The sequence below is a fragment of the Aeromonas sp. BIGb0405 genome (assembly GCF_024807335.1).
GTDB classification, from domain to species: Bacteria; Pseudomonadota; Gammaproteobacteria; order Enterobacterales; family Aeromonadaceae; genus Aeromonas; species Aeromonas rivuli.
On sequence record NZ_JANUEP010000017.1, the window covers coordinates 23,299 to 41,606 of the forward strand.

18 protein-coding genes and 1 rRNA gene are annotated in these 18,308 nt (G+C 59.8%); 11 read left to right on the forward strand and 8 right to left on the reverse strand.

Features of this window, described 5'->3' with window-relative positions:
* Nucleotides 1-139: 139 nt before the first annotated feature.
* The 3 genes from M2366_RS19245 to M2366_RS19255 all read left to right on the forward strand — a co-directional run bounded on the left by M2366_RS19245 (nt 140) and on the right by M2366_RS19255 (nt 2,631).
* Nucleotides 140-1,651, forward strand: coding sequence for an aminotransferase class V-fold PLP-dependent enzyme (locus tag M2366_RS19245; protein WP_042041274.1), 1,512 nt, complete (start codon nt 140-142; stop codon nt 1,649-1,651).
* 95 nt (nt 1,652-1,746) lie between these two features.
* Nucleotides 1,747-2,310, forward strand: a complete 564-nt coding sequence (locus tag M2366_RS19250) for a septation protein A (protein ID WP_259270435.1) — start codon at nt 1,747-1,749, stop codon at nt 2,308-2,310.
* A gap of 24 nt (nt 2,311-2,334) precedes the next feature.
* Nucleotides 2,335-2,631, forward strand: a complete 297-nt coding sequence (locus M2366_RS19255; RefSeq protein ID WP_259270436.1) for a YciI family protein — start codon at nt 2,335-2,337, stop codon at nt 2,629-2,631.
* A gap of 113 nt (nt 2,632-2,744) precedes the next feature.
* Here M2366_RS19255 and cysQ read toward each other — a convergent pair whose 3' ends face one another.
* Entirely contained in the window at nt 2,745-3,500 is a 756-nt protein-coding gene (gene cysQ / locus M2366_RS19260; protein ID WP_259270437.1) for a 3'(2'),5'-bisphosphate nucleotidase CysQ, read from the reverse strand.
* Nucleotides 3,501-3,693: 193 nt separating this feature from the next.
* On the opposite strand from cysQ, the gene M2366_RS19265 reads away from it, so the two are divergent.
* From M2366_RS19265 to M2366_RS19275, 3 genes are all read left to right on the forward strand, one after another.
* A complete protein-coding gene (locus M2366_RS19265) occupies nt 3,694-4,011 on the forward strand; it encodes a ComEA family DNA-binding protein (protein ID WP_259238029.1) in 318 nt (105 codons plus the stop codon).
* A gap of 93 nt (nt 4,012-4,104) precedes the next feature.
* Complete coding sequence (gene galU / locus M2366_RS19270) at nt 4,105-5,016, forward strand: UTP--glucose-1-phosphate uridylyltransferase GalU (RefSeq protein WP_042041261.1); 912 nt, start codon at nt 4,105-4,107, stop codon at nt 5,014-5,016.
* 213 nt (nt 5,017-5,229) lie between these two features.
* Nucleotides 5,230-6,630, forward strand: a complete 1,401-nt coding sequence (locus tag M2366_RS19275; protein WP_259270438.1) for a peptide MFS transporter — start codon at nt 5,230-5,232, stop codon at nt 6,628-6,630.
* Between the two features lie 74 nt (nt 6,631-6,704).
* Here M2366_RS19275 and M2366_RS19280 read toward each other — a convergent pair whose 3' ends face one another.
* Nucleotides 6,705-7,676 carry a response regulator gene (locus M2366_RS19280; RefSeq protein ID WP_224432119.1) on the reverse strand — a complete coding sequence of 324 codons (972 nt, stop codon included), beginning with the start codon at nt 7,674-7,676 and terminating at the stop codon, nt 6,705-6,707.
* A 222-nt stretch (nt 7,677-7,898) separates the two neighbouring features.
* Here M2366_RS19280 and M2366_RS19285 point away from each other — a divergent pair, with 222 nt between their 5' ends.
* The 3 genes from M2366_RS19285 (at nt 7,899) to M2366_RS19295 (ending at nt 10,231) form a co-directional block, all read left to right on the forward strand.
* Complete coding sequence (locus tag M2366_RS19285) at nt 7,899-8,573, forward strand: DnaT-like ssDNA-binding domain-containing protein (RefSeq protein ID WP_042041259.1); 675 nt, start codon at nt 7,899-7,901, stop codon at nt 8,571-8,573.
* A 53-nt stretch (nt 8,574-8,626) separates the two neighbouring features.
* On the forward strand, nt 8,627-9,481 hold the full coding sequence (locus tag M2366_RS19290) for a DnaA ATPase domain-containing protein (RefSeq protein WP_042041258.1): 855 nt from the start codon (nt 8,627-8,629) through the stop codon (nt 9,479-9,481).
* A gap of 114 nt (nt 9,482-9,595) precedes the next feature.
* Nucleotides 9,596-10,231 carry an SDR family oxidoreductase gene (locus tag M2366_RS19295; protein WP_259270439.1) on the forward strand — a complete coding sequence of 212 codons (636 nt, stop codon included), beginning with the start codon at nt 9,596-9,598 and terminating at the stop codon, nt 10,229-10,231.
* A 49-nt stretch (nt 10,232-10,280) separates the two neighbouring features.
* Here M2366_RS19295 and M2366_RS19300 read toward each other — a convergent pair whose 3' ends face one another.
* From M2366_RS19300 to M2366_RS19315, 4 genes are all read right to left on the reverse strand, one after another.
* The gene (locus tag M2366_RS19300) at nt 10,281-11,435 is read right to left on the reverse strand and encodes an ABC transporter permease (RefSeq protein WP_259270440.1); all 1,155 of its coding nucleotides are present in this window, start codon (nt 11,433-11,435) and stop codon (nt 10,281-10,283) included.
* Complete coding sequence (locus M2366_RS19305; RefSeq protein WP_259270441.1) at nt 11,429-12,571, reverse strand: ABC transporter permease; 1,143 nt, start codon at nt 12,569-12,571, stop codon at nt 11,429-11,431. The genes M2366_RS19300 and M2366_RS19305 overlap by 7 nt, the downstream gene beginning before the upstream one ends.
* The gene (locus tag M2366_RS19310) at nt 12,571-13,575 is read right to left on the reverse strand and encodes an HlyD family secretion protein (protein WP_224432114.1); all 1,005 of its coding nucleotides are present in this window, start codon (nt 13,573-13,575) and stop codon (nt 12,571-12,573) included. Before M2366_RS19310 ends, M2366_RS19305 begins: the two co-directional genes overlap by 1 nt.
* Before the next feature lie 136 nt (nt 13,576-13,711).
* Complete coding sequence (locus M2366_RS19315) at nt 13,712-15,070, reverse strand: TolC family protein (RefSeq protein WP_259270442.1); 1,359 nt, start codon at nt 15,068-15,070, stop codon at nt 13,712-13,714.
* Nucleotides 15,071-15,419: 349 nt separating this feature from the next.
* Between M2366_RS19315 and dusB the strand changes: the two genes are divergently transcribed.
* Together dusB and fis are read left to right on the forward strand one after the other, a co-directional pair.
* On the forward strand, nt 15,420-16,385 hold the full coding sequence (gene dusB / locus M2366_RS19320) for a tRNA dihydrouridine synthase DusB (RefSeq protein ID WP_224432113.1): 966 nt from the start codon (nt 15,420-15,422) through the stop codon (nt 16,383-16,385).
* A gap of 25 nt (nt 16,386-16,410) precedes the next feature.
* Entirely contained in the window at nt 16,411-16,707 is a 297-nt protein-coding gene (gene fis, locus M2366_RS19325) for a DNA-binding transcriptional regulator Fis (RefSeq protein ID WP_005309538.1), read from the forward strand.
* A 131-nt stretch (nt 16,708-16,838) separates the two neighbouring features.
* Here fis and M2366_RS19330 read toward each other — a convergent pair whose 3' ends face one another.
* Both M2366_RS19330 and rrf read right to left on the reverse strand, forming a co-directional pair.
* Nucleotides 16,839-17,468 carry a LysE family translocator gene (locus tag M2366_RS19330; protein WP_259238039.1) on the reverse strand — a complete coding sequence of 210 codons (630 nt, stop codon included), beginning with the start codon at nt 17,466-17,468 and terminating at the stop codon, nt 16,839-16,841.
* Between the two features lie 558 nt (nt 17,469-18,026).
* Nucleotides 18,027-18,141: ribosomal RNA gene (gene rrf / locus M2366_RS19335) — 5S ribosomal RNA — on the reverse strand.
* Nucleotides 18,142-18,308 lie beyond the last annotated feature (167 nt).

Consider the following 18,308-nt stretch of genomic DNA (forward strand, 5'->3'; position numbering starts at 1 on the left):
CCGCGCCCCTTTGGTGTATCCTCTGCCGCCAGCCCATTGCCCCTGAGTGGTTCTGGTGATGACCCGTATTGATGCCGCCGCGACCCCTTGGCCCATGCGCCCGGATGGCGTGGTCCGCCGGCCTGGTCTGGAGACCCCGATGACGTTGACCGAACTCTTTGCCAAACCGGACCCGGCCTTGGCCGCTGCCGTGACCCGCCTGCTGGAGCGCTTTCACCGCGCCGATGACAGCGAGGCGCCCTATAGGCATGAGCAGTTTTGCCAGCAACTCGATGATGCCACTGTGCCCGGCGAGGGCATGGATACCCAGGCCTATCTGGCGCGGCTCGAACAACTGGTGCCTGGCGCTTCCCATCTCGCCTCCCGTCACTACATGGGCCACATGACGGCCCCTCTGCCCGCCTTCACCGGCGAGCTGGCCCGGCTGCTGGTGATGCTCAACCAGAATCCGATGAAGATGGAGTCCTCCCGCCTGCTGAGTTTCCTCGAGCGGGAAGTCCTGGCCAAGCTGCACCGCCTCGTCTACCGGGATGAGGATGCGTTTTATCGCAGCCAGATGCATGCCAAAGACGCAGCCCTCGGTGTCATGACCAGCGGCGGCACCATCGCCAACGTCACCGCCCTCTGGCTGGCCCGCAACCATGCAGTGGGCGATAACCTCTTCAATCTGGTCGAGCAGGGTTACCGCGGTGCCGTCATCCTCGGCTCACGCCTGATGCACTACTCCTTCGACAAGGGGATGGACTTGCTGGGGCTGGGTGCGGCCAGTGTGCATCGCCTGGACACGGATGCCGACAATCGCCTCAGCCTGCCCGCCCTGGAGGCCGCCTTGCTCGCGTGCAAGGCCCAGCGCCTCAAGGTGCTCGCCATCATAGGGGTGGCGGGCAGTACCGACTTTGGCTCCGTCGACCCCCTGGTTGAACTCGCCGCCATCGCCCGCCGGGAAGGGGTGCATTTCCACGTGGATGCCGCCTGGGGCGGTCCGACGCTCTTCTCTCCCCGCTATCGGTCGCTACTGGCGGGCATAGAGGCCGCCGATACCGTCACCCTGGATGGCCACAAGCAGCTGCTGATCCCCCTTGGTACCGGCATGCTGCTCTGCAAGCGACCGGATCTGGTGATGGCGGTCAAGCGCGAAGCCCCCTACGCCATTCGTGCCAGCTCCTTCGATCAGGGCCGCTTCACCCTGGAAGGCACCCGTCCCGCCAATGCCCTCTATCTGGATGCCGCCTTTCAACTGCTCGGTGAGGCGGGCTATCGCACCCTCATCGAAGCAAACTATGACAAGGCGCGCTGCATGGCGGCGCTGATAGACGCGGATCCTGCCTTCGAGTTGATGTCTGCGCCGGTGATGAACCTGCTCTCCTATCGCTGCATCCCGCCCCACCTGCAGGGTCAGCCCCTGGACGAGGCGGCCAACGACCAGATCAATGCCTTCAACATTGCGCTGCAAAAAGCCCAGCGCGCCGAGGGGCACAGCTTCGTCTCCCGCACCCAGCGCGCACTGAGCCGCTACGACGATCAACCCCTGGTACTGCTGCGCGCCGTGCTGCTCAATCCTCAGATTGAGGAGTCTGACATCCGCGACTTGCTGGCAGATCAGACCCGATTAGGGTTGAGGGTCGCCGCCGAGCTGTTCGTCGATGCATAAGCAAGGGAACTCAGGCCCCCGGGGCGGGTCTTATTCATTTGCCGTTGTCTGTCGGACAGGTAGACTGGATGAAATTTCGAGGTGAATGAGCCAGCATGAAGCAATTTTTTGAATTTATTCCGCTTATCGTTTTCTTTGCCGTCTACAAGATGGTGGACATCTATGCCGCAACCGGCGCCCTGGTGGTGGTCACGGGTCTGCAGCTGCTCTATAGCTGGCTTCGCTATCGCAAGGTCGAGAAGATGCAGCTGTTCACCTTTATCCTGGTCGGTTTCTTCGGCGGTCTGACCGTCTTCTTCCATGATGACTCCTTCATCAAGTGGAAGGTGACCGTCATCAATGCCCTGTTTGCCCTCGCCCTGCTCATCGCGCGCTACGGCTTTGGCAAGAACCTGATCAAGCAGATGCTGGGCAAGGAGTTGCAGGCACCGGATCCCATCTGGGACAGGGTCAACCTGGCCTGGGCCGGTTTCTTCGCCCTCTGCGGCCTGCTCAATCTCTATGTCGCCTTCAATCTGCCTCAAGAGGTCTGGGTCAACTTCAAGGTGTTCGGCCTGCTCGGCCTGACCCTGGTCTTCACCCTGCTCTCCGGCGTCTATCTCTACCGCCATATGCCGGCGGAGCAGAAAGAGGCCCAAAAACTCGAACAGAAAAAATAACCGCAACCCGAAAAGGATCCTCTCATGTGGTATCTGATCTACTCCGAAGACGTGGCCGCCAGCCTGGCCCTGCGCAAACAGGCTCGCCCCGCCCACCTCGCCCGGCTGCAGGCGCTGCAGGATGAAGGGCGCCTGCTGACTGCGGGGCCCAATCCCGCCATCGATGCCGAGGATCCGGCCGATGCGGGCTTCAGCGGCTCGACCGTCATCGCCGAGTTCAACAGCCTGACCGATGCCCGGGCATGGGCAGATGCTGACCCCTATGTCGCCGCCGGCGTCTATGACAAGGTCACCATCAAGCCATTCAAGAAGGTGTTCTAAGGGAACACGGGCAGCTCAGCACCAACCAACAGGCCGGACATTGTCCGGCCTGTTTTTTTGAGGGAAGGCTGGCAGCCATCCCCCGCCCATTCACTGCTTGCCAGAACGGTGCCTCAGGCTCGCGCCACAAACCAGGGATTGAGGATATCCGGCTTGTTGTATACGAGGGGGGTGCCATCGAGCTGGGTGACACTGCCCCCCGCCCCTTCCAGGACCGCCTGCGCGGCGCCGGTGTCCCATTCGCAGGTCGGCGCCAGTCTGGGGTAGAGCTCGGCTCCGCCCTCGGCGATGACGCAAAACTTGAGGGAGCTGCCCATGGAAACCAGCGCGATCTCCCCAAGGGGGGCCAGAAAATCGAGGGTCTCCTGAGAGAGGTGATTGCGACTGCCCACCACACGCCAGGGGGTTCCCTCCTGGTGAGGCCGGGTCTGGATAGAGCGACTGACGCCCCCCTCGCGGCAACATGCCCCCAGCCCCTTGCCGCCATACCACAGCTTGTTCAGCACGGGAGCATAGACCATGCCCCAGACCGGACGGCCCTCTTCGACAAGCGCTATGTTGACGGTAAATTCACCGTTGCGGGAGACAAACTCCTTGGTGCCATCCAGGGGATCCACCAGCCAATAGCGTTGCCAACCTAGCCTGGCCTGCAACACCTCCTCCCCGGACTCCTCGGACAACACGGGGATATGGGGGGTCAGACGCGCCAAACCGGCCACTATCACGTCATGGGCCCCCCTGTCTGCCGCCGTCAGCGGGCTCTCGTCGGCTTTGTACTCCACGGTGAAGGCTTGCTGGTAGATGGCCAGTATGGCATCGCCTGCGGCCCGGGCGATGGCTTCGAGTGCGGCAATTGGGGGAAAGGACATAAAATAGCTTCCAAGTCAAAAAGATAGCTCAGTCTACCCGAATCAGAACCGCCAGCTTATAGCCGTTTATCATGAGTTATTCCCTGTCAGAAATGGCAGCCCTCCCCTGTCATTTCTGACAGACAGAAACGGCCACCGCTGAGCTAAACATCAAGACGGCGCAACCCGCGTCCTTGCTCAAGGAAGAGAGTCGATGAAACGTCTCACACTCACCTGTGCCGTGCTATTGGCAACCCTGCCGTTACTCGGCCAACCCGCACTGGCGGCAGAGAAAACCGCAACCCAAGCCGTCACCAGCAACGCCGCCAACCAGGCGGGCAAGATCAACCTCAATACGGCCAGCCTGGACGAGCTGACCGCCCTCAAGGGCATTGGCGACAAGAAGGCGCAATCCATCATCGACTACCGCGAGAAGCAGGGGAAATTCAACTCTGTGGATCAGCTGGCCGACGTGAGTGGCATTGGCCCGGCGACGCTGGAGGCCAATCGGGATCTGATCATCGTCAAGTAAGACAGGAGCGGACTCATGTCCCGGGGCAGCCAGTGGCTGCCCCATTTTTCTTCGGGTATCATGTGCCCACTTTGTCTCACCGGATATATCTCCATGAAAAAGACACCGCTCGTTGTTCGCAAGGCCGTGCTACCCGTTGCTGGCCTGGGTACCCGCATGTTGCCCGCCACCAAGGCCATCCCGAAAGAGATGTTGCCAGTGGTCGACAAACCCCTGATCCAGTATGTGGTGCGTGAAGCCATCGCCGCCGGGATCAAGGAGATCATCCTGGTCACCCACTCCAGCAAGAACTCTATCGAGAACCATTTCGACAAGAGTTTCGAGCTGGAAGCGACCCTGGAGAAGCGGGTCAAGCGCCAACTGCTGGAAGAGGTGCAGCAAATCTGTCCCAAGGACGTGACCATCATGCATGTCCGCCAGGGAGAAGCCAAAGGGCTGGGCCATGCGGTGCTCTGCGCCCGTCCGCTGATCGGCGACAACCCCTTTGCCGTGCTGCTGCCGGACGTACTGATCGACGAGATGGCCAGCGATCTCAAGCAAGATAACCTGGCCGAGATGGTGCATCTGTTTGAGGCAGACCAGATCAGCCAGATCATGGTCGAGACCGTGCCCCAGAGCGAGGTCGACAAATACGGCATCGCCGACGTCAAAGGGGAGGAGCTGACCGCTGGCATGTCCCTGCCGATGCAGGCCATCGTCGAGAAGCCGCCCCGGGATGAGGCCCCCTCCAACCTGGCGGTGGTGGGTCGTTATGTGCTGTCGGCCAACATCTGGCCGCTGCTGGAGAAGACGCCCGCCGGTGCCGGCGACGAGATCCAGCTGACCGACGCCATCGCCATGCTGATGGAGCGCGAGCAGGTCAACGCTTACTCCATGAAGGGCAGAAGCCATGATTGCGGCAGCAAGCTCGGTTATATGAAAGCCAATGTCGAGTACGCGGCCCGCCATGGCGAGCTCGGCGCAGAATTCAGACAGTGGCTGGCTCAGTTTGCCAAACAGTTGTAAACGCTGAATTTTTCGCCATTAAACAGAATATTAAACGGGGCATCATTTGATGCCCCGTTTTCATTTTATCAACAAATATTCAGCTTTGAGCAAACAATTAACTACCAAATCATGACCTTGTAATTCAATCACGCTTGTTTTATAAGGTTTAAGGCTTGTTCCGAGCCCTTGCATAAAATTCCTAAAAAAATAAAAGATACAGGTGGAAGTTCCATGAATAATCCGTCAAAAGGGACCTTTTTAGGTCACCCTAAAGGGCTCTTTTTGCTCTTTAGTACCGAACTGTGGGAGCGGTTCTCCTACTACGGCATGCGTGCTGTACTGGTGCTCTATCTGACCGACCTGACCGCCAACGGCGGCATGGGCTGGAGTCAGGCCGATGCCCTCAAGCTCTACGGCATCTACACGGGTCTGGTCTATATCACGCCGCTCATCGGTGGCTGGCTGGCCGACACTGTACTCGGACAACGCCGCTCCATCCTGATCGGTGCCATCCTGATGGCCGCGGGGCAATTCACCCTGGCCCTGCCCCATGCCATGTTCCCGGACATGGTCAATAGCGTCTTCTACGCGGGCCTCGCCCTGCTGATCGTGGGCAATGGCCTGTTCAAACCGAACATCTCCACCATGGTGGGCGATCTCTATCAGGAAGGGGATCACCGTCGTGACGGTGCCTTCACCATCTTCTACATGGGTATCAACCTGGGCTCCCTGCTGGCCGGGGTGATCTGTGGGGCTGCTGCCACCGCCTATGGCTGGCAGGCCGCCTTCGTCGGCGCCGGCATCGGCATGCTGCTCTCCCTGGTGCTGCAAGCGACCATGGCGCAGAACTTCCTCGGCGACATTGGCCGGGTTCCTGCGGCCAAGCTGGCTGCCGCCAAGCGCTCCAAAAACCAGAAGGCTCCCCTGACCAAGCAGGAAGTGGATCGTATCAAGGTCATCCTCATTCTGGGTCTGTTCACCATCATCTTCTGGGCTGGCTTCGAACAAGCTGGCGGTCTGATGAACCTCTACACCCAGGAGTATACCGACCGCATGATCGGCAGCTTCGAGGTGCCGACTGCCTGGTTCCAATCCCTGAACCCCTTCTTCATCATCACCCTGGCCCCCCTGGTTGCCGCCATCTGGATCAAGCTTGGCAAGAAAGAGCCAAACTCCCCGGTGAAGTTCGCTATGGGCCTGCTGTTCCTGGCCATAGGTTTCCTGTTCATGATCGGTGCCGTGCTGGAGCAAGGTGGCGATCAGAGCGTCAAGACCTCCATGTTCTGGCTGGTTGGCGCTTACCTGTTCCACACCCTGGGTGAGCTCTGCCTCTCCCCCATCGGCCTCTCCATGGTGACCAAGCTGGCTCCCCTGCGCCTGGCCTCCCTGATGATGGGTGCCTGGTTCGGCTTTGTTGCCCTGGCCAACTATGCCGCCGGCTTCATTGGCTCCTTCGTGGGCGAGTCCGGTGCCATTGCCATCTTCGGTGGCATCGCCGCTGCCGCCGTGCTCAGTGCTCTGCTGCTGCTGACCATGGCCAACCGCCTGGTCTACTGGATGCACGGGGCCGAAGGCCATACCGAGGCACCTGACGAGCAAGATGACAAGAAACTGCACTCAGCGACCGTCTGATTGCCCATAGCGACCGTCATGACAAAGAGGGCACCCATTGGGTGCCCTCTTTTTATGGATTGGGTGGCGAGAGGCTAGTGGTGGCGCACCTGCATATGCAGGGCACAACCCGTGTCACTGCGGATCTGCAGTTCGAAGGGATCGTGCCAACTCCGTTTATGAAGCCGGTAGTGGCCATCCCGCATCAGACCAAGGGGAAGCCCGCCGCTACGCATCAGCCAATGGGGGGAAGTGATCCCGGCATTGGCAAAGCTGAGGCCCTCTTCTTCGTCAAACAGCAGAGCGGCCATCGAGAAGGAGTGACGCAGGCCAGACTCCATCAACTGCCAATTGAGATAGGCCAGCAATCGGTGGGGCTGAGCCAGTAGCTGGCTCTCCCTCTGTTGATACTCGCGATAGGGGACATTGAGCAGTGAGCGCACCAGGGCGCCGCAGAAGGCGGCATCCGCAGCCAACACCGGCAGCTCCATCACCAGCACCAGAAGGCGGTTGTCCACCCTGAACGTATCCGGGATGAAGAGGTTGCCCATTCCCTCGAACGTGACCTGCCAGGGGCCCCACTCCTGCAAGACCGGGGTCGATAGATTGCCAAGCAAGCGGGTTGCCGCGCCGTCATGGTGGCGAAAGTAATGGAGGTGTTCGACCAATTCCAGCTGCGGGCTGGAGAGATCTGGGGCCGACAGGCACTGATTGATGCTCTGCGCCACCTGGGGCCAGTCACGAATGGGCTTGAGCAGAAAATCCCGGGCGCCACCGCGCAGGGCACGGCCGACCTCTTCCATCCGGTTCTGGCCCGAGATGACGATGATGGGGATCTGGGGGTAACGCGCTACCAGGCAGGCAATCACCTCATGACCATCCAGATTGGGCATGCCCAGATCGCACAGCACTATATCGGGATGATAGAGGGCAGCCCCGGACAATCCCTCGATGCCATCCTCGGCCTGGAACACGCAAGCTCCTTCATTCTCTAGATAATTCACCAACATGTGGCGAAAGACAGCTTCGTCCTCCACCACCAGGATCCTGATTCCGGCTCTTAACATCTTGCTACAACTCTTGTGGTTCATGCCGATTAGAGCCTAATCCTAGACCACAGCCGTCCCCCGCGGACGGGGTGACCCCGCAAAAATACGCATGATTATTAATCCCTGTCTAGAGACGGGTTATTCGCAGCAGCCAATCAGAATGCGCCCAGGATCAGCCCTTAATTGTGCCCAGCCAGCCCATGGGGGATAATGGCGCCATCCTAGCTAGCGAAGAACGCCATGACTCCAGCCGAATACAGCGCCCTCGCCCATCCCAGATTGTCTCATCCGGCTCGCAGCCTCTACAGTCTGCAGTTGCGGCGACTGATCATGGAGAACCAGCCCCCCCGGCTCAGTTATCCTGAACTGGGACGCACCTTGGCGGTGGTCGATCCCATGGATGCCAGCGGCTTCAGTTATCAGGTCAATGCCCGCCAGCTCACCGCCCTGTTTGACGAGCTGATCGAGGCAGGCTTGCTGCATATTGAGAGCCCGGTGGAGAGTGAGCACTATCACCAGTGCACCTTTACTCTGCCCCTGCTGAACCAACGCAGCCGCAGCCCCTTGCCTGAGCGGCCCTTCCAGATGCACCTGCACTGGCGTCCGGACGAGGAGCTGCCCGCGCTGGCGCGCCTCTGTGGCGTCATAGATGCCAGCTACAGCGAGGAGGATCTCGGCGAGTTCATCGCTTACTGGCTGGGGCGTCCCGAGGTTTTTGACTCCCAGCACCAGTGGATGCTCAAATTCATCCGGGCCCTCAAGACCCGTCGCTATGTTCGTCGCTCGCAAACCGAGGTACAAGGCTACCAGCAGGTGAGCGCAGATCCCGTCTCTTCCGGCCCGAGCAAACGCGCCCAGGAGATGATAGAGCAGGCCAAACGGCTGGCCGAGCAGCAAGAGAGCGAGCATGATTGAGCTAGCCCCAACCCGAACAATGATCGCCACCCCGGCACCAGGAGCATATCAAGATGGCAGATGAACAGGATCCCCTGCGCCAGGAGCTGGCCGAGATCGAAGCCAAGCGGCAACGTATCGCCAAGGCCAAACAGGACAACCGAGTCCATGACCCAGAATTGAGCCGTCATGTGGGCGGTCTGCTCGAGCGGATCCGCAAGCTGCAGGCCGAGACCGGCGGCGGCCAGTACGACTACGAAACCCTGCGTAAAGAGTACGACGCCAAGGCCAATGCCGAGGTGCGCCAGCTGCAGAAAACGGCCCGTCAGGAGCGCATTCAGAAACTGATCGCCCAGGCCGACCTCAATCCGGAATGGGTCTTCGAGCGCATGGATAGCGGGGATCCCAGCCTGCAATACCCCATGGAGACCGCACGCTACTTCATCAGCGGCTTCGAGCATTGGGAGAAGAGCGGTGGCGGTTGCATGCTCATCTATGGTGACTATGGCACCGGCAAGTCGACCCTGGCCGGGGCCGTGGCACACGAACTGATCGAGCAGCACCAGAAATCGGTGATCTTCCAGCAGTGGGCCTCGGTGGTGGACAGGCTCTTCTTCAACGTCATCCAGGATCAGGAGGAGCGCAACCAGTATCGCCGTGCCCTGGAAGAAGTTGATCTGCTGATCCTCGACGAGGTGGCCGCCAACAGGGCCAAGATGGCGGAGAGCCAGTCCAGCTTCCTCGGCCACCTGCTGCGCCGGCGCCGCAACCTCTCCAAGAGCGTCATCATCATCACCAACCACAGCCCCCAGAGTCTGCATCAGGCCATTGGCGACTTCAGCTTCGAGGCGATCAAGGCATTCAATCCGGTGGATATTCAGCTCAGTGGTCCGAGCCGTCGCCCCAGTATCGGCCACTACAACGGCTAAACACCCTGCGGGCCCCGGTGGCCCGCTCTGCTACACCCCTCAAATAATAACAGCTCTCATTTACACCTCCATCATGAACCCTTAGGCTAACCTTTTCGCAAACAGGAGAGGGTCATGCCCACCATTCTTATCTTCGGAGCCAGCCGGGGGCTGGGACTTGCCTTCGCAAACGTGGCCAGGGCCCAGGGGCATAAGGTCCATGCCATGGTGCGTTCATCCCAAGCGGCCGAGGCGTTGAATGCGATCGGGGTCGATGTGCTGTTGGGGGATGCGCTCGATAAAGAGGCGGTGAGCCATGCCTGCGCATTGGCGGGGAAGGATAGCTGGGTCGTCTCAACCCTCGGCAGCTTTCGCAGCCCGGAGCCGGTGGATTATGAGGGCAATCGCCATCTGATCGATGGGATGGAAGAGGCTGGGCTCAAGCGTCTGCTGCTGGTCACCTCCCTTGGGTGCGGCGACAGCTGGCAGCATCTCCCCGAGCGCGCCAGGGCGGCCTTCGGCCACGAGGTCCGCCTCAAGAGTCTGGCCGAAAGCTGGTTGCAGACCAGCACCCTGACCTGGACCATATTGCGCCCTGCTGGCTTGCAGGATGGCGAACCAACCGGTCAGGCACGATTGAGTCAAGGTCAGGAGACCCACGGCCTGGTACGACGCCATGATGCTGCCATTCAAGGACTGAGCCTGCTCGCCGACAGCACGGCCGCCGGCCAGATCTACGCCATCAGCGACCCCGGTCTCCAGCGGGGTTGACTGTTCCCACCACTCAACAAGGGTCAGCCTCAGTGCTGGCCCTTGCCGTTCAGGCTCTTGGCCGCTGACGCCGGGCCAGCCAGTAATAGGAGAGTGCGCCATAGAGCGCCGTCAGCCCCCAGAGCTGCCACCACAGTGGCGCCACCTGCACAAAGTCGGCCCCCATCTGGTTGAGTCGCAGGAAACCGGCGATGGCCGGGGTGCTCGGCAGCCACTGGGCCAACCAATTCAGCGGTGCCGGGATCAACTCCACCGGCCAGATGAAGCCCGCCAGAAACACCAGGGGCAGAGATGAGAGCAACACTATCTGGCTCGGCAGATCCCGCCTGGACAACAGGGCTCCCAACAGCACGCCCAGCATGGTGGTCGCCAGCACGAAGGGCAGCACAAATAGCCAGAGCGCCACCGGTGAAGCGCTGCGGGTTATCTGGTAGTGATCCAGACAGAAACCGAAGAAGTAGCTGACAGGGATCAGAAAGAGCCCCCCCATCACCAGAGTCCGCGCCAGTAACAGGGACAGCACCGGCGCCCTTTGCCAATAACCCGCCTCTCCCCGCTCGCTTTGCTGATTCTGGGTGGCCCCCAGGATGCCGGCCCCCATCAGCAACACCTGATGCAGGATCAGCACGAACACCGCTGGCACCACATAGTTCACATACCCCATGGTCGGGTTGAATACGGGTAGCACGTTGAGCCCCACCGCACTCCAGCCCGTGGCCGCCTGGGGCAGTGCCTGCCCCTCGACCAGCAGACGCGCCACCTTGATCTGGGCCGCGAGCGTGCCGCTCGCCTGTGCCAGCCCTTCGGCGATGGTGCCATACACCAGGAAGTAGGAGGCGTCACCGCTATAGCTTAAGGTCACGCTCTTGCCCTGCAACAAGTCCCGATAGAAGTGGCGGGGGATCAGCAGTATGCCGCTGGCCCGACCCTCCATGAGCCACTGACGCGCCTCATCCAGACTGCTCACCCGAGCGACCAGGCGAACCTGGGCCGTCGCATCGGCCATAAACTCAAGCTGGCGCGAGAGCTGGCTGCCATCCTCGTTGATCACCACCACCGGCTCTTCCCGAGGCAGTTGCTGCAAATAGGGTTGGGGATAGAGGAAGGAGTAGAAGAGCACGCCGCCAAACAGGGTCAGCATGATGGCCCGGTCCGATAGCAGGGTACGCAGCTCGAGACGTACCAGATCCCAAAAACCTAACATGGACCAGGCTCCTTCCCATGGGGGGACGGGGAAAGGACGTCGGTCCGATAGCGGCGTGCCACCACCCAGAACAGTGGCATGAACAGGAGCAGCGGCGCCAGTTGGGGCAAGGCTTGAGCCAGAGACTGGCCATAGTTGGCCTGACCCACCTGCAACTCGATATAGTGGGAGACTGGCAGCAGGCTACGCCACCCTTCGGCGAAACTGCCCATGGCGCTGGTCGGAAAGGTGACCCCCATGAAGGCAAAACCGGGGGCCGTCAGGGCCCCCGCCATGGAGAGTGCCCTCGCCGCATCCCTTAGCAGGGCATAGAGCAAGGCGCCCACGCTGAGGCAGGCGGCTGTGGTGAGACCCAATCCAAGAGTCAACACAAGCCAACTGCCCTGCATGGGATAATCCAGCACCTTGAACAGCATCAGGCTCCATCCCAGCCCCCAGCCCCACCCGATGAGCAGATTCGGGGCCAGCTTGCGCCACAGGCCCTGCCAGACCCCTTCAGCGCGCCATCTCTGGCCCAACCTGTCGGCACGGGCCAGGGAGTTCAAACCATAGAGCACCACCAATATCTGCCAGACCGCAGGCAACACGGCGCTGAGCAGGAACTGGGCATAACTGGAGTTGAGGTTATAGAGCGCCGTGATCTGATTGTTGATGGGCAGCGCCTGGCCCATGGCCCCCGGCAGTGCCTGCCCCTCGGCCAGGGCACTCAATACCCCGACCTGGCCATTGAGGGTGCCAACGACCTGGGCCAGTGCCGAATTGACCAGTTTGGCAATCAGGATGAACTGGCCATTGTTGAACACTGTGACCTGGGGCTGAAGACCCTCACGGGCATCCCGATCCAGATGGTGAGGGATCACCACCAGGGCGTAGATATCCCCCCCACGCAGGGCGTGACTGCCCTCGCTGACAGTATCAAACTCGGCCCCCAGCTTGAGACCCGAGGAGCCGTCCAGAGAGAAGGCAAGCTGGCGGGAGAGCTGACTCTTGTCCAGATCCACCAGGCCTATGTTGAGATCCCGTGCCAGACCGGCGGAAAAGATCCAGCACAGCAGCCCCATCAGCAGCAGGGGCAGCCAGCTGGCCAATGCACGGCCGAACGGATCACGCCAGAGCTGGCGCAGCTCCTCTCTCATCAGAGTTGAACCAGGACGCTCATGCCGACTCTCAACCCATCTACGGGCTGCAGCGGCCGGGCTTCGACCTGGAAGCTCTTCATATCAAACCCCTGACGGGTATCAGTCGCACGCCAGGTAGCAAAGTCCCCCATCACGGCGACATGGGTCACCTTGAAGCGCACCGACTGATCGCCCAGACCGGGAATACTGGCATCGAACTCGCTGCCGACCTGGAAGCGGGGCAGCAGATCTTCGCGCACATGGAACTGGGCCCAGGCATCTTGCATATCGAGCAGGGTCACCACGGGGAAGCCCTGAGGAGCCAGCTCGCCGCTTTGCAGCAGCACCTGGGCAACCTCACCGGCATGGGGGCTGGTGATGCGGGTATCGGCCAGATAGGCCTCCACTTCGGCCACGGAGCCCGCCGCCATCTTGACCTTCTCCCGCGCCGCCAGCTTGGTTTCGGCTCGCGCCCCTTCCAGGGCTAGTTGATACTGCTGCCAGGCCATGCCTTCGCTGTACTTGGCCGCCTGCCAGGCAGTCCAGGCCTCATCGCGTTTTTGCAACGGCATGACGCCATCCCTGTGCAAGTTGGCGACCCGCTGATAGGTTGTTCCCCGCAGGGTGGCCGCCACCTTGGCTTGCTGCCATTGATCCTTGGCGGCCGCTATCTGCTGGGCACGAGCGCCATTTTCGGCCTCTTGCGCCAGGGCTCCGGCCGCCGCCTCGCCCGCCTTGGCCTGGCTCAACTTGGCCTCTATTTCAGGGCTAGCCAGGGTGAACACCAGCTGATCCTTGTCCAGCTTATCCCCCTTTTTCACCAGCACCTGATCGATTCGCCCGGCCACCTTGGAGGAGACCGCATACTGCTGCGCTTCTATCTGACCCTGCAACCGCACCGGTTCAGGCTGATACGCCAGCCAGAAGCGCCAGCCAAGCCAGATAACCAGCAATGCCAACGCCAGGAGCAACAACAACGGCCGACCTTGGCGCATCTTCTGCCGTATGGGGGAGTGACTCATGCTGATACCTCGATAACGGGGCCAGTGCGGCCGACACAGAAACAGACAATGGATAAGGCTGGCGCCGTGGCCTCCAGGGAGTGAGGGTGCTCATTGAAACGGCAAGCCGGTGCACCTGCACTGCAAGGCAGGTGCTTCATGAGCGCACCTCGGTGGCCTGGGCATACTGGTATTGATTGAAGCTGTTCATCTGGCCGGAGAGCGCCAACAGCCGCGCCAGCGATACCACGTACTGGTAAGCCGCTGCGGCGCGCTGAGTCTTTACCCCGGCCAGCTGATTGCGGGCATCCACCACATCCAGCGAGGTGGAGAGCCCCTGGGCGAATGCCTTGTCGCGCAGGGAGACATTCTCCTGTGCCAATTGCTGGGTCGAGTCGAGGGCCTGATACTCCTCCATCCCCTGGGCCGCTTCGCGCCAGGTCTTCTCGACCAGCAGCTCCAGATCCTCGCGGGTCTTGGCTTGGAGCAGATTGACCTGCAACTCGGCACTCTTGGCCGCCTGCACGGTGTCGGAGCGGCCATCCCGGCTCACCAACGGCATGCTGACGCCGACCCCGACCAGCCAGTCCGGGGTCAGGCTGGAGGTGATGGAGTCATCTTCATAGAGGTTGTAATTACCAAACAGGAACAGCTCGGGGGCGTACTTGCCCTTCTCCAGCTTGATGAGCCCCTGAGCCTGCTGCTTCTTCGCCGCCAGCAGCTTGAGCCCGGGGTGCACCGTCAGGGTCTCCTGCACCAAGGCATCCATCGGTGGCATCTTGGCATTGATAAACAGGGGGTTGCCGGGCTCGGCACCCTTGAGTTTGAGCATCCGGGCCAGGGCCAGTTCAGCGATCTCCAGGCTACGGCGATACTTCTGGGTATCGATACGCGCCCTGTCATAGGCCGACTGAGCCGAGAGCCGCTCCACCTTGGCTATCTGGCCCTGCGCCTCCAGCTTGCGGGCATGATCGAGGTGATGGGCCAATCCCTGCTCGATCTCCTGCTTGGTCTGCACCACCTGCGCCGCCAGCACCACGCCGAAATAAGTCTGGGAGAGGCTCTCGAAACTGGCCTGCTGTTTGAGCACCAGTTGCTCCTGAGCCTCCAGCACCTGAGCCTGGCGGATATCCTGAGCGGCATCGATGCGCCCACCGACGAACAGCGGCCACAGCATCTTGACCGAGCTGGTCACCACGTTCTGCTTGGTGAGAGGGGTGACAAAATCGCTGGCACCGATCTGCAATGCCTGCATGACGGGCCCCAGGATCTGACCAAACTCGGGATGATTGGCAATGGGATTGAGATCCAGCATGTCCAGCTCGACCGGTTTGTCGAGATGGGTGTAGCTTGCCCCAAGGTCCACCTTGGGCAGATACATGGCCTTGGCCGCTTCCCGTAGCTGCTTGGCACGGTCGACACCGGCTTGCTCTGCGGCCAACCCCTCGTCTTGCTGCAACACCGTGCTCCAGGCCTGGCTAAAGCTGAGTGACTGCGCCTGGGCCGGCGTCAGCATGAGCCATAACAGGCAGGATGCCAGCTGGCAGATAACGCGTGATCTCATACTTCCCCAATCTGTTGGTCGTGCTGTTTATAATAAAAATGTTTGGAGTTTTTACTCAACGCAGGGCAATTATCATAACGCAATGCCCGGGGATCTGGTCACGGGTAATTCGATTGTATCCCTTCACCCAAGCTGACGGCAGCCCCCATCACAATTTGCCCGATTTTCAAGCACTCCTGAATTTGCAAGGGCTCGCTGGCCGTTTTTTTCATAAAAAAATGCCTGACGCTCAAATACTAACCTTTTATCCTGACTAAAAAATGCGTAATATACGCCGCCCTAAGCCGATGGTAACCGTGGAATGCAGATAGGTCCCCACACGCTTGAAACTCCCTTGATTGTGGCCCCCATGGCCGGTGTAACAGACCGACCATTTCGTGAGCTTTGCTTGCGATTGGGAGCTGGCATGGCCGTTTCCGAGATGCTGCTGGCCAATCCGGACGTCTGGGATACCCAGAAGACCAGGATGCGGATGGATCACTCTGCCGAAGCGGGACTGCGATCGGTCCAGATTGCTGGAGCCGACCCGGAGATGATGGCGTTTGCCGCCCGCTACAACGTGGAGCAGGGCGCTCAGATCGTCGACATCAACATGGGGTGTCCAGCAAAAAAAGTGAATAAGAAGTTGGCAGGTTCCGCCCTGCTGCGCCAACCCGATCTGGTCAGAACTATCTGCCGGGCCGTGGTCGATGCAGTGGAGGTGCCTGTCACCTTGAAGATCCGCACAGGATGGGATCCGGATAACCGCAATGGCGAGGAGATCGCCCGAATCGCCGAAGATTGCGGTATCGCGGCCCTTGCCGTGCATGGTCGCACTCGCTCCTGCCTCTACAAGGGCGAAGCCGAGTACGACACTATCAGGGCGATTAAGCAGGCCGTATCGATTCCTGTTGTCGCCAATGGCGACATAGACAGCCCGGAGAAGGCCCGGTATGTCCTCGACTATACCGGCGTCGACGCCGTGATGATCGGCCGTGCAGCGCAAGGACGACCGTGGATTTTCCGGGAAATCCGTCATTTTCTTGAGACAGGAACCAAGCTGCCACCTCCCGGAAGGGATGAGGTTCGCACCCTGATGAACGAGCATGTAACCAATCTGCATCAGTTTTACGGTGCCTTTCTGGGAGCGCGCATTGCCCGTAAACACGTGGGTTGGTATCTGGATGAAGAAGAGACGGGCCGAGAATTCCGTAAGCACTTCAATGCGTTGGATTGTGCAGATGCACAGCTAAGCGCACTTGAAGTGTATTTCGATGGATTAGGTTAACGCATAACTAAAGAGCCGACCGAATATGTTCGAACAAACCCTGACTTCTGATGCATTGGTAACAACTACTCACAATCATGCCGCCGAGCCCACCCAGCGCCCCCTGCGTGACTCTGTGCAACAGGCCCTGCGTAACTACCTGGCCCAGTTGAACGGTCAGGAAGTGATTGATCTGTATGATATGGTCCTCTCCGAAGTCGAAGCTCCCATGCTGGACGTGATCATGCAGTACACCCGTGGTAACCAGACTCGCGCCGCCGTGATGATGGGGATCAACCGCGGTACCCTGCGCAAGAAACTCAAACGTTACGGCATGAACTGATCCTTCGATCATGTCTGTGCAGGACAAGGCGCATTCCAGCGATGGAATGCGCCTTTTCTATTGCACTGCGCTGTGTGATACAGCGTACATGACCGCTCGTTTAACCAAACGACTGTCCCCTTCCATCCCTCCTATTCCGTCGCCAATCGTATCCCCAGCGCGACAAAAAGCCCCCCCATCACCCGATGGAGCCATTGGCTCAACCTGGCAGATAACCTCAGCTTGCTGCTGGCAAATGCGGTCGACAGTGCCAGTAGATGGCACCAGATCATCCCGTTCAGATTGAAGATGCAACCGAGCAAGATGAACGCCAGCGCCTTCTGGGGAGCATCCGGGGCAATGAACTGCGGCACGAACGCCAGAAAGAACAGCGCCACCTTAGGATTGAGAAGATTGGTCAGAAATCCTTGCCAGAAGAGGCGGCCATAAGGCAAAGGAGCCAACTTGAGCGCTCCGTTATCCAAGGGGGCGCCAGGTCGTGCGCACAGCAAGCCAATGCCCAGATAAATGAGGTAGAGCGCCCCCAGCAGCTTGATGACGCTGAACAGGCTGGCAGAGGCACTCAGCAAGGCCGATAGACCTAATGCCGCCGCCAATACGTGCACCATGGTGCCAGTTCCAATTCCAAGCGCCGCCATCGAGCCTGCTCGCCATCCCTGGGAGCCACTGCGCAACATGACCAGCAAGGAGTCAGGTCCCGGCATGATATTGAGCAGCAGGCCAGATACGATAAACAATGCCAAATCATGGATCCCTAACATGAACGCGTCCTCCCGTGGAAAGGGATAGTCTAAGGGGGCCAGAGCGATTGTCATCCCTCACCCAGGCTATAACGACTATCAATGCCGGTGATAACGACCGGATAGGAGGCGAGTCACTGTGCATTACCCCCCTTCTCCACTACATATCTCCCAAAGGAAAATAGAGACGCTCACCCTACCCGATGCTAAACGGTCGTGTTCCTTTGGCATGGGGAATAGAGACTGCGAGAGGGCACCTTGCTGCAATGGCGATTCAGCCAAGCGGCTTGGTTTTCACATCGATATGCTGTTGAAAGAGGGAGTGGTGGAGATGCTGCTGCCGTGTGGCGGGTCAGGGGAATAAGCCGAGCTCCCATCGGTTAGCTCAGCATGGCAGTCTGGCTCGGCAGACCCGCTGGCAAGCACTTGCCAGCCCGTTGAATGGGGGCGCCGATGTGCTGTCACAACACATTTCAGGCATGAAAAAAGCCCGCTCGTGAGAGCGGGCTTCAGGGTCTTGCTACCAGCCAAATGCGTCTGCATTTGTGGCCAATCACATCGCTGTGACCGTAATTAGGAGCCTGGCAGTGTCCTACTCTCGCATGGCGAATGCCACACTACCATCGGCGCTACCGCGTTTCACTTCTGAGTTCGGCATGGGATCAGGTGGTTCCACGGCGCTATGGCCGCCAGGCAAAAAACTTCATCCGGAAAGCTGATGTGAATAACGACTTAGCCTGTTTGCTTCGTCACTATCACTGAATTTGTAAGTAGTCTCGCACTTGCTACAAGTCTCAGAACACTTCTTGGGTGTTGTATGGTTAAGCCTCACGGGTAATTAGTATGGGTTAGCTCAACACG

Bases quoted from the DNA above. Each gene is read 5' to 3' on its own strand.
- M2366_RS19250 (WP_259270435.1), top strand. From the start codon at position 1,747: ATGAAGCAATTTTTTGAATTTATTCCGCTTATCGTTTTCTTTGCCGTC.
- M2366_RS19315 (WP_259270442.1), bottom strand. From the start codon at position 15,070: ATGCTGACGCCGGCCCAGGCGCAGTCACTCAGCTTTAGCCAGGCCTGG.
- M2366_RS19280 (WP_224432119.1), bottom strand. From the start codon at position 7,676: ATGTTAAGAGCCGGAATCAGGATCCTGGTGGTGGAGGACGAAGCTGTC.
- M2366_RS19245 (WP_042041274.1), top strand. From the start codon at position 140: ATGACGTTGACCGAACTCTTTGCCAAACCGGACCCGGCCTTGGCCGCT.
- M2366_RS19275 (WP_259270438.1), top strand. From the start codon at position 5,230: ATGAATAATCCGTCAAAAGGGACCTTTTTAGGTCACCCTAAAGGGCTC.
- dusB (WP_224432113.1), top strand. From the start codon at position 15,420: ATGCAGATAGGTCCCCACACGCTTGAAACTCCCTTGATTGTGGCCCCC.
- cysQ (WP_259270437.1), bottom strand. From the start codon at position 3,500: ATGTCCTTTCCCCCAATTGCCGCACTCGAAGCCATCGCCCGGGCCGCA.
- M2366_RS19255 (WP_259270436.1), top strand. From the start codon at position 2,335: ATGTGGTATCTGATCTACTCCGAAGACGTGGCCGCCAGCCTGGCCCTG.
- M2366_RS19330 (WP_259238039.1), bottom strand. From the start codon at position 17,468: ATGTTAGGGATCCATGATTTGGCATTGTTTATCGTATCTGGCCTGCTG.
- galU (WP_042041261.1), top strand. From the start codon at position 4,105: ATGAAAAAGACACCGCTCGTTGTTCGCAAGGCCGTGCTACCCGTTGCT.
- M2366_RS19285 (WP_042041259.1), top strand. From the start codon at position 7,899: ATGACTCCAGCCGAATACAGCGCCCTCGCCCATCCCAGATTGTCTCAT.
- M2366_RS19305 (WP_259270441.1), bottom strand. From the start codon at position 12,571: ATGAGAGAGGAGCTGCGCCAGCTCTGGCGTGATCCGTTCGGCCGTGCA.
- M2366_RS19265 (WP_259238029.1), top strand. From the start codon at position 3,694: ATGAAACGTCTCACACTCACCTGTGCCGTGCTATTGGCAACCCTGCCG.
- fis (WP_005309538.1), top strand. From the start codon at position 16,411: ATGTTCGAACAAACCCTGACTTCTGATGCATTGGTAACAACTACTCAC.
- M2366_RS19300 (WP_259270440.1), bottom strand. From the start codon at position 11,435: ATGTTAGGTTTTTGGGATCTGGTACGTCTCGAGCTGCGTACCCTGCTA.
- M2366_RS19295 (WP_259270439.1), top strand. From the start codon at position 9,596: ATGCCCACCATTCTTATCTTCGGAGCCAGCCGGGGGCTGGGACTTGCC.
- M2366_RS19290 (WP_042041258.1), top strand. From the start codon at position 8,627: ATGGCAGATGAACAGGATCCCCTGCGCCAGGAGCTGGCCGAGATCGAA.
- M2366_RS19310 (WP_224432114.1), bottom strand. From the start codon at position 13,575: ATGAGTCACTCCCCCATACGGCAGAAGATGCGCCAAGGTCGGCCGTTG.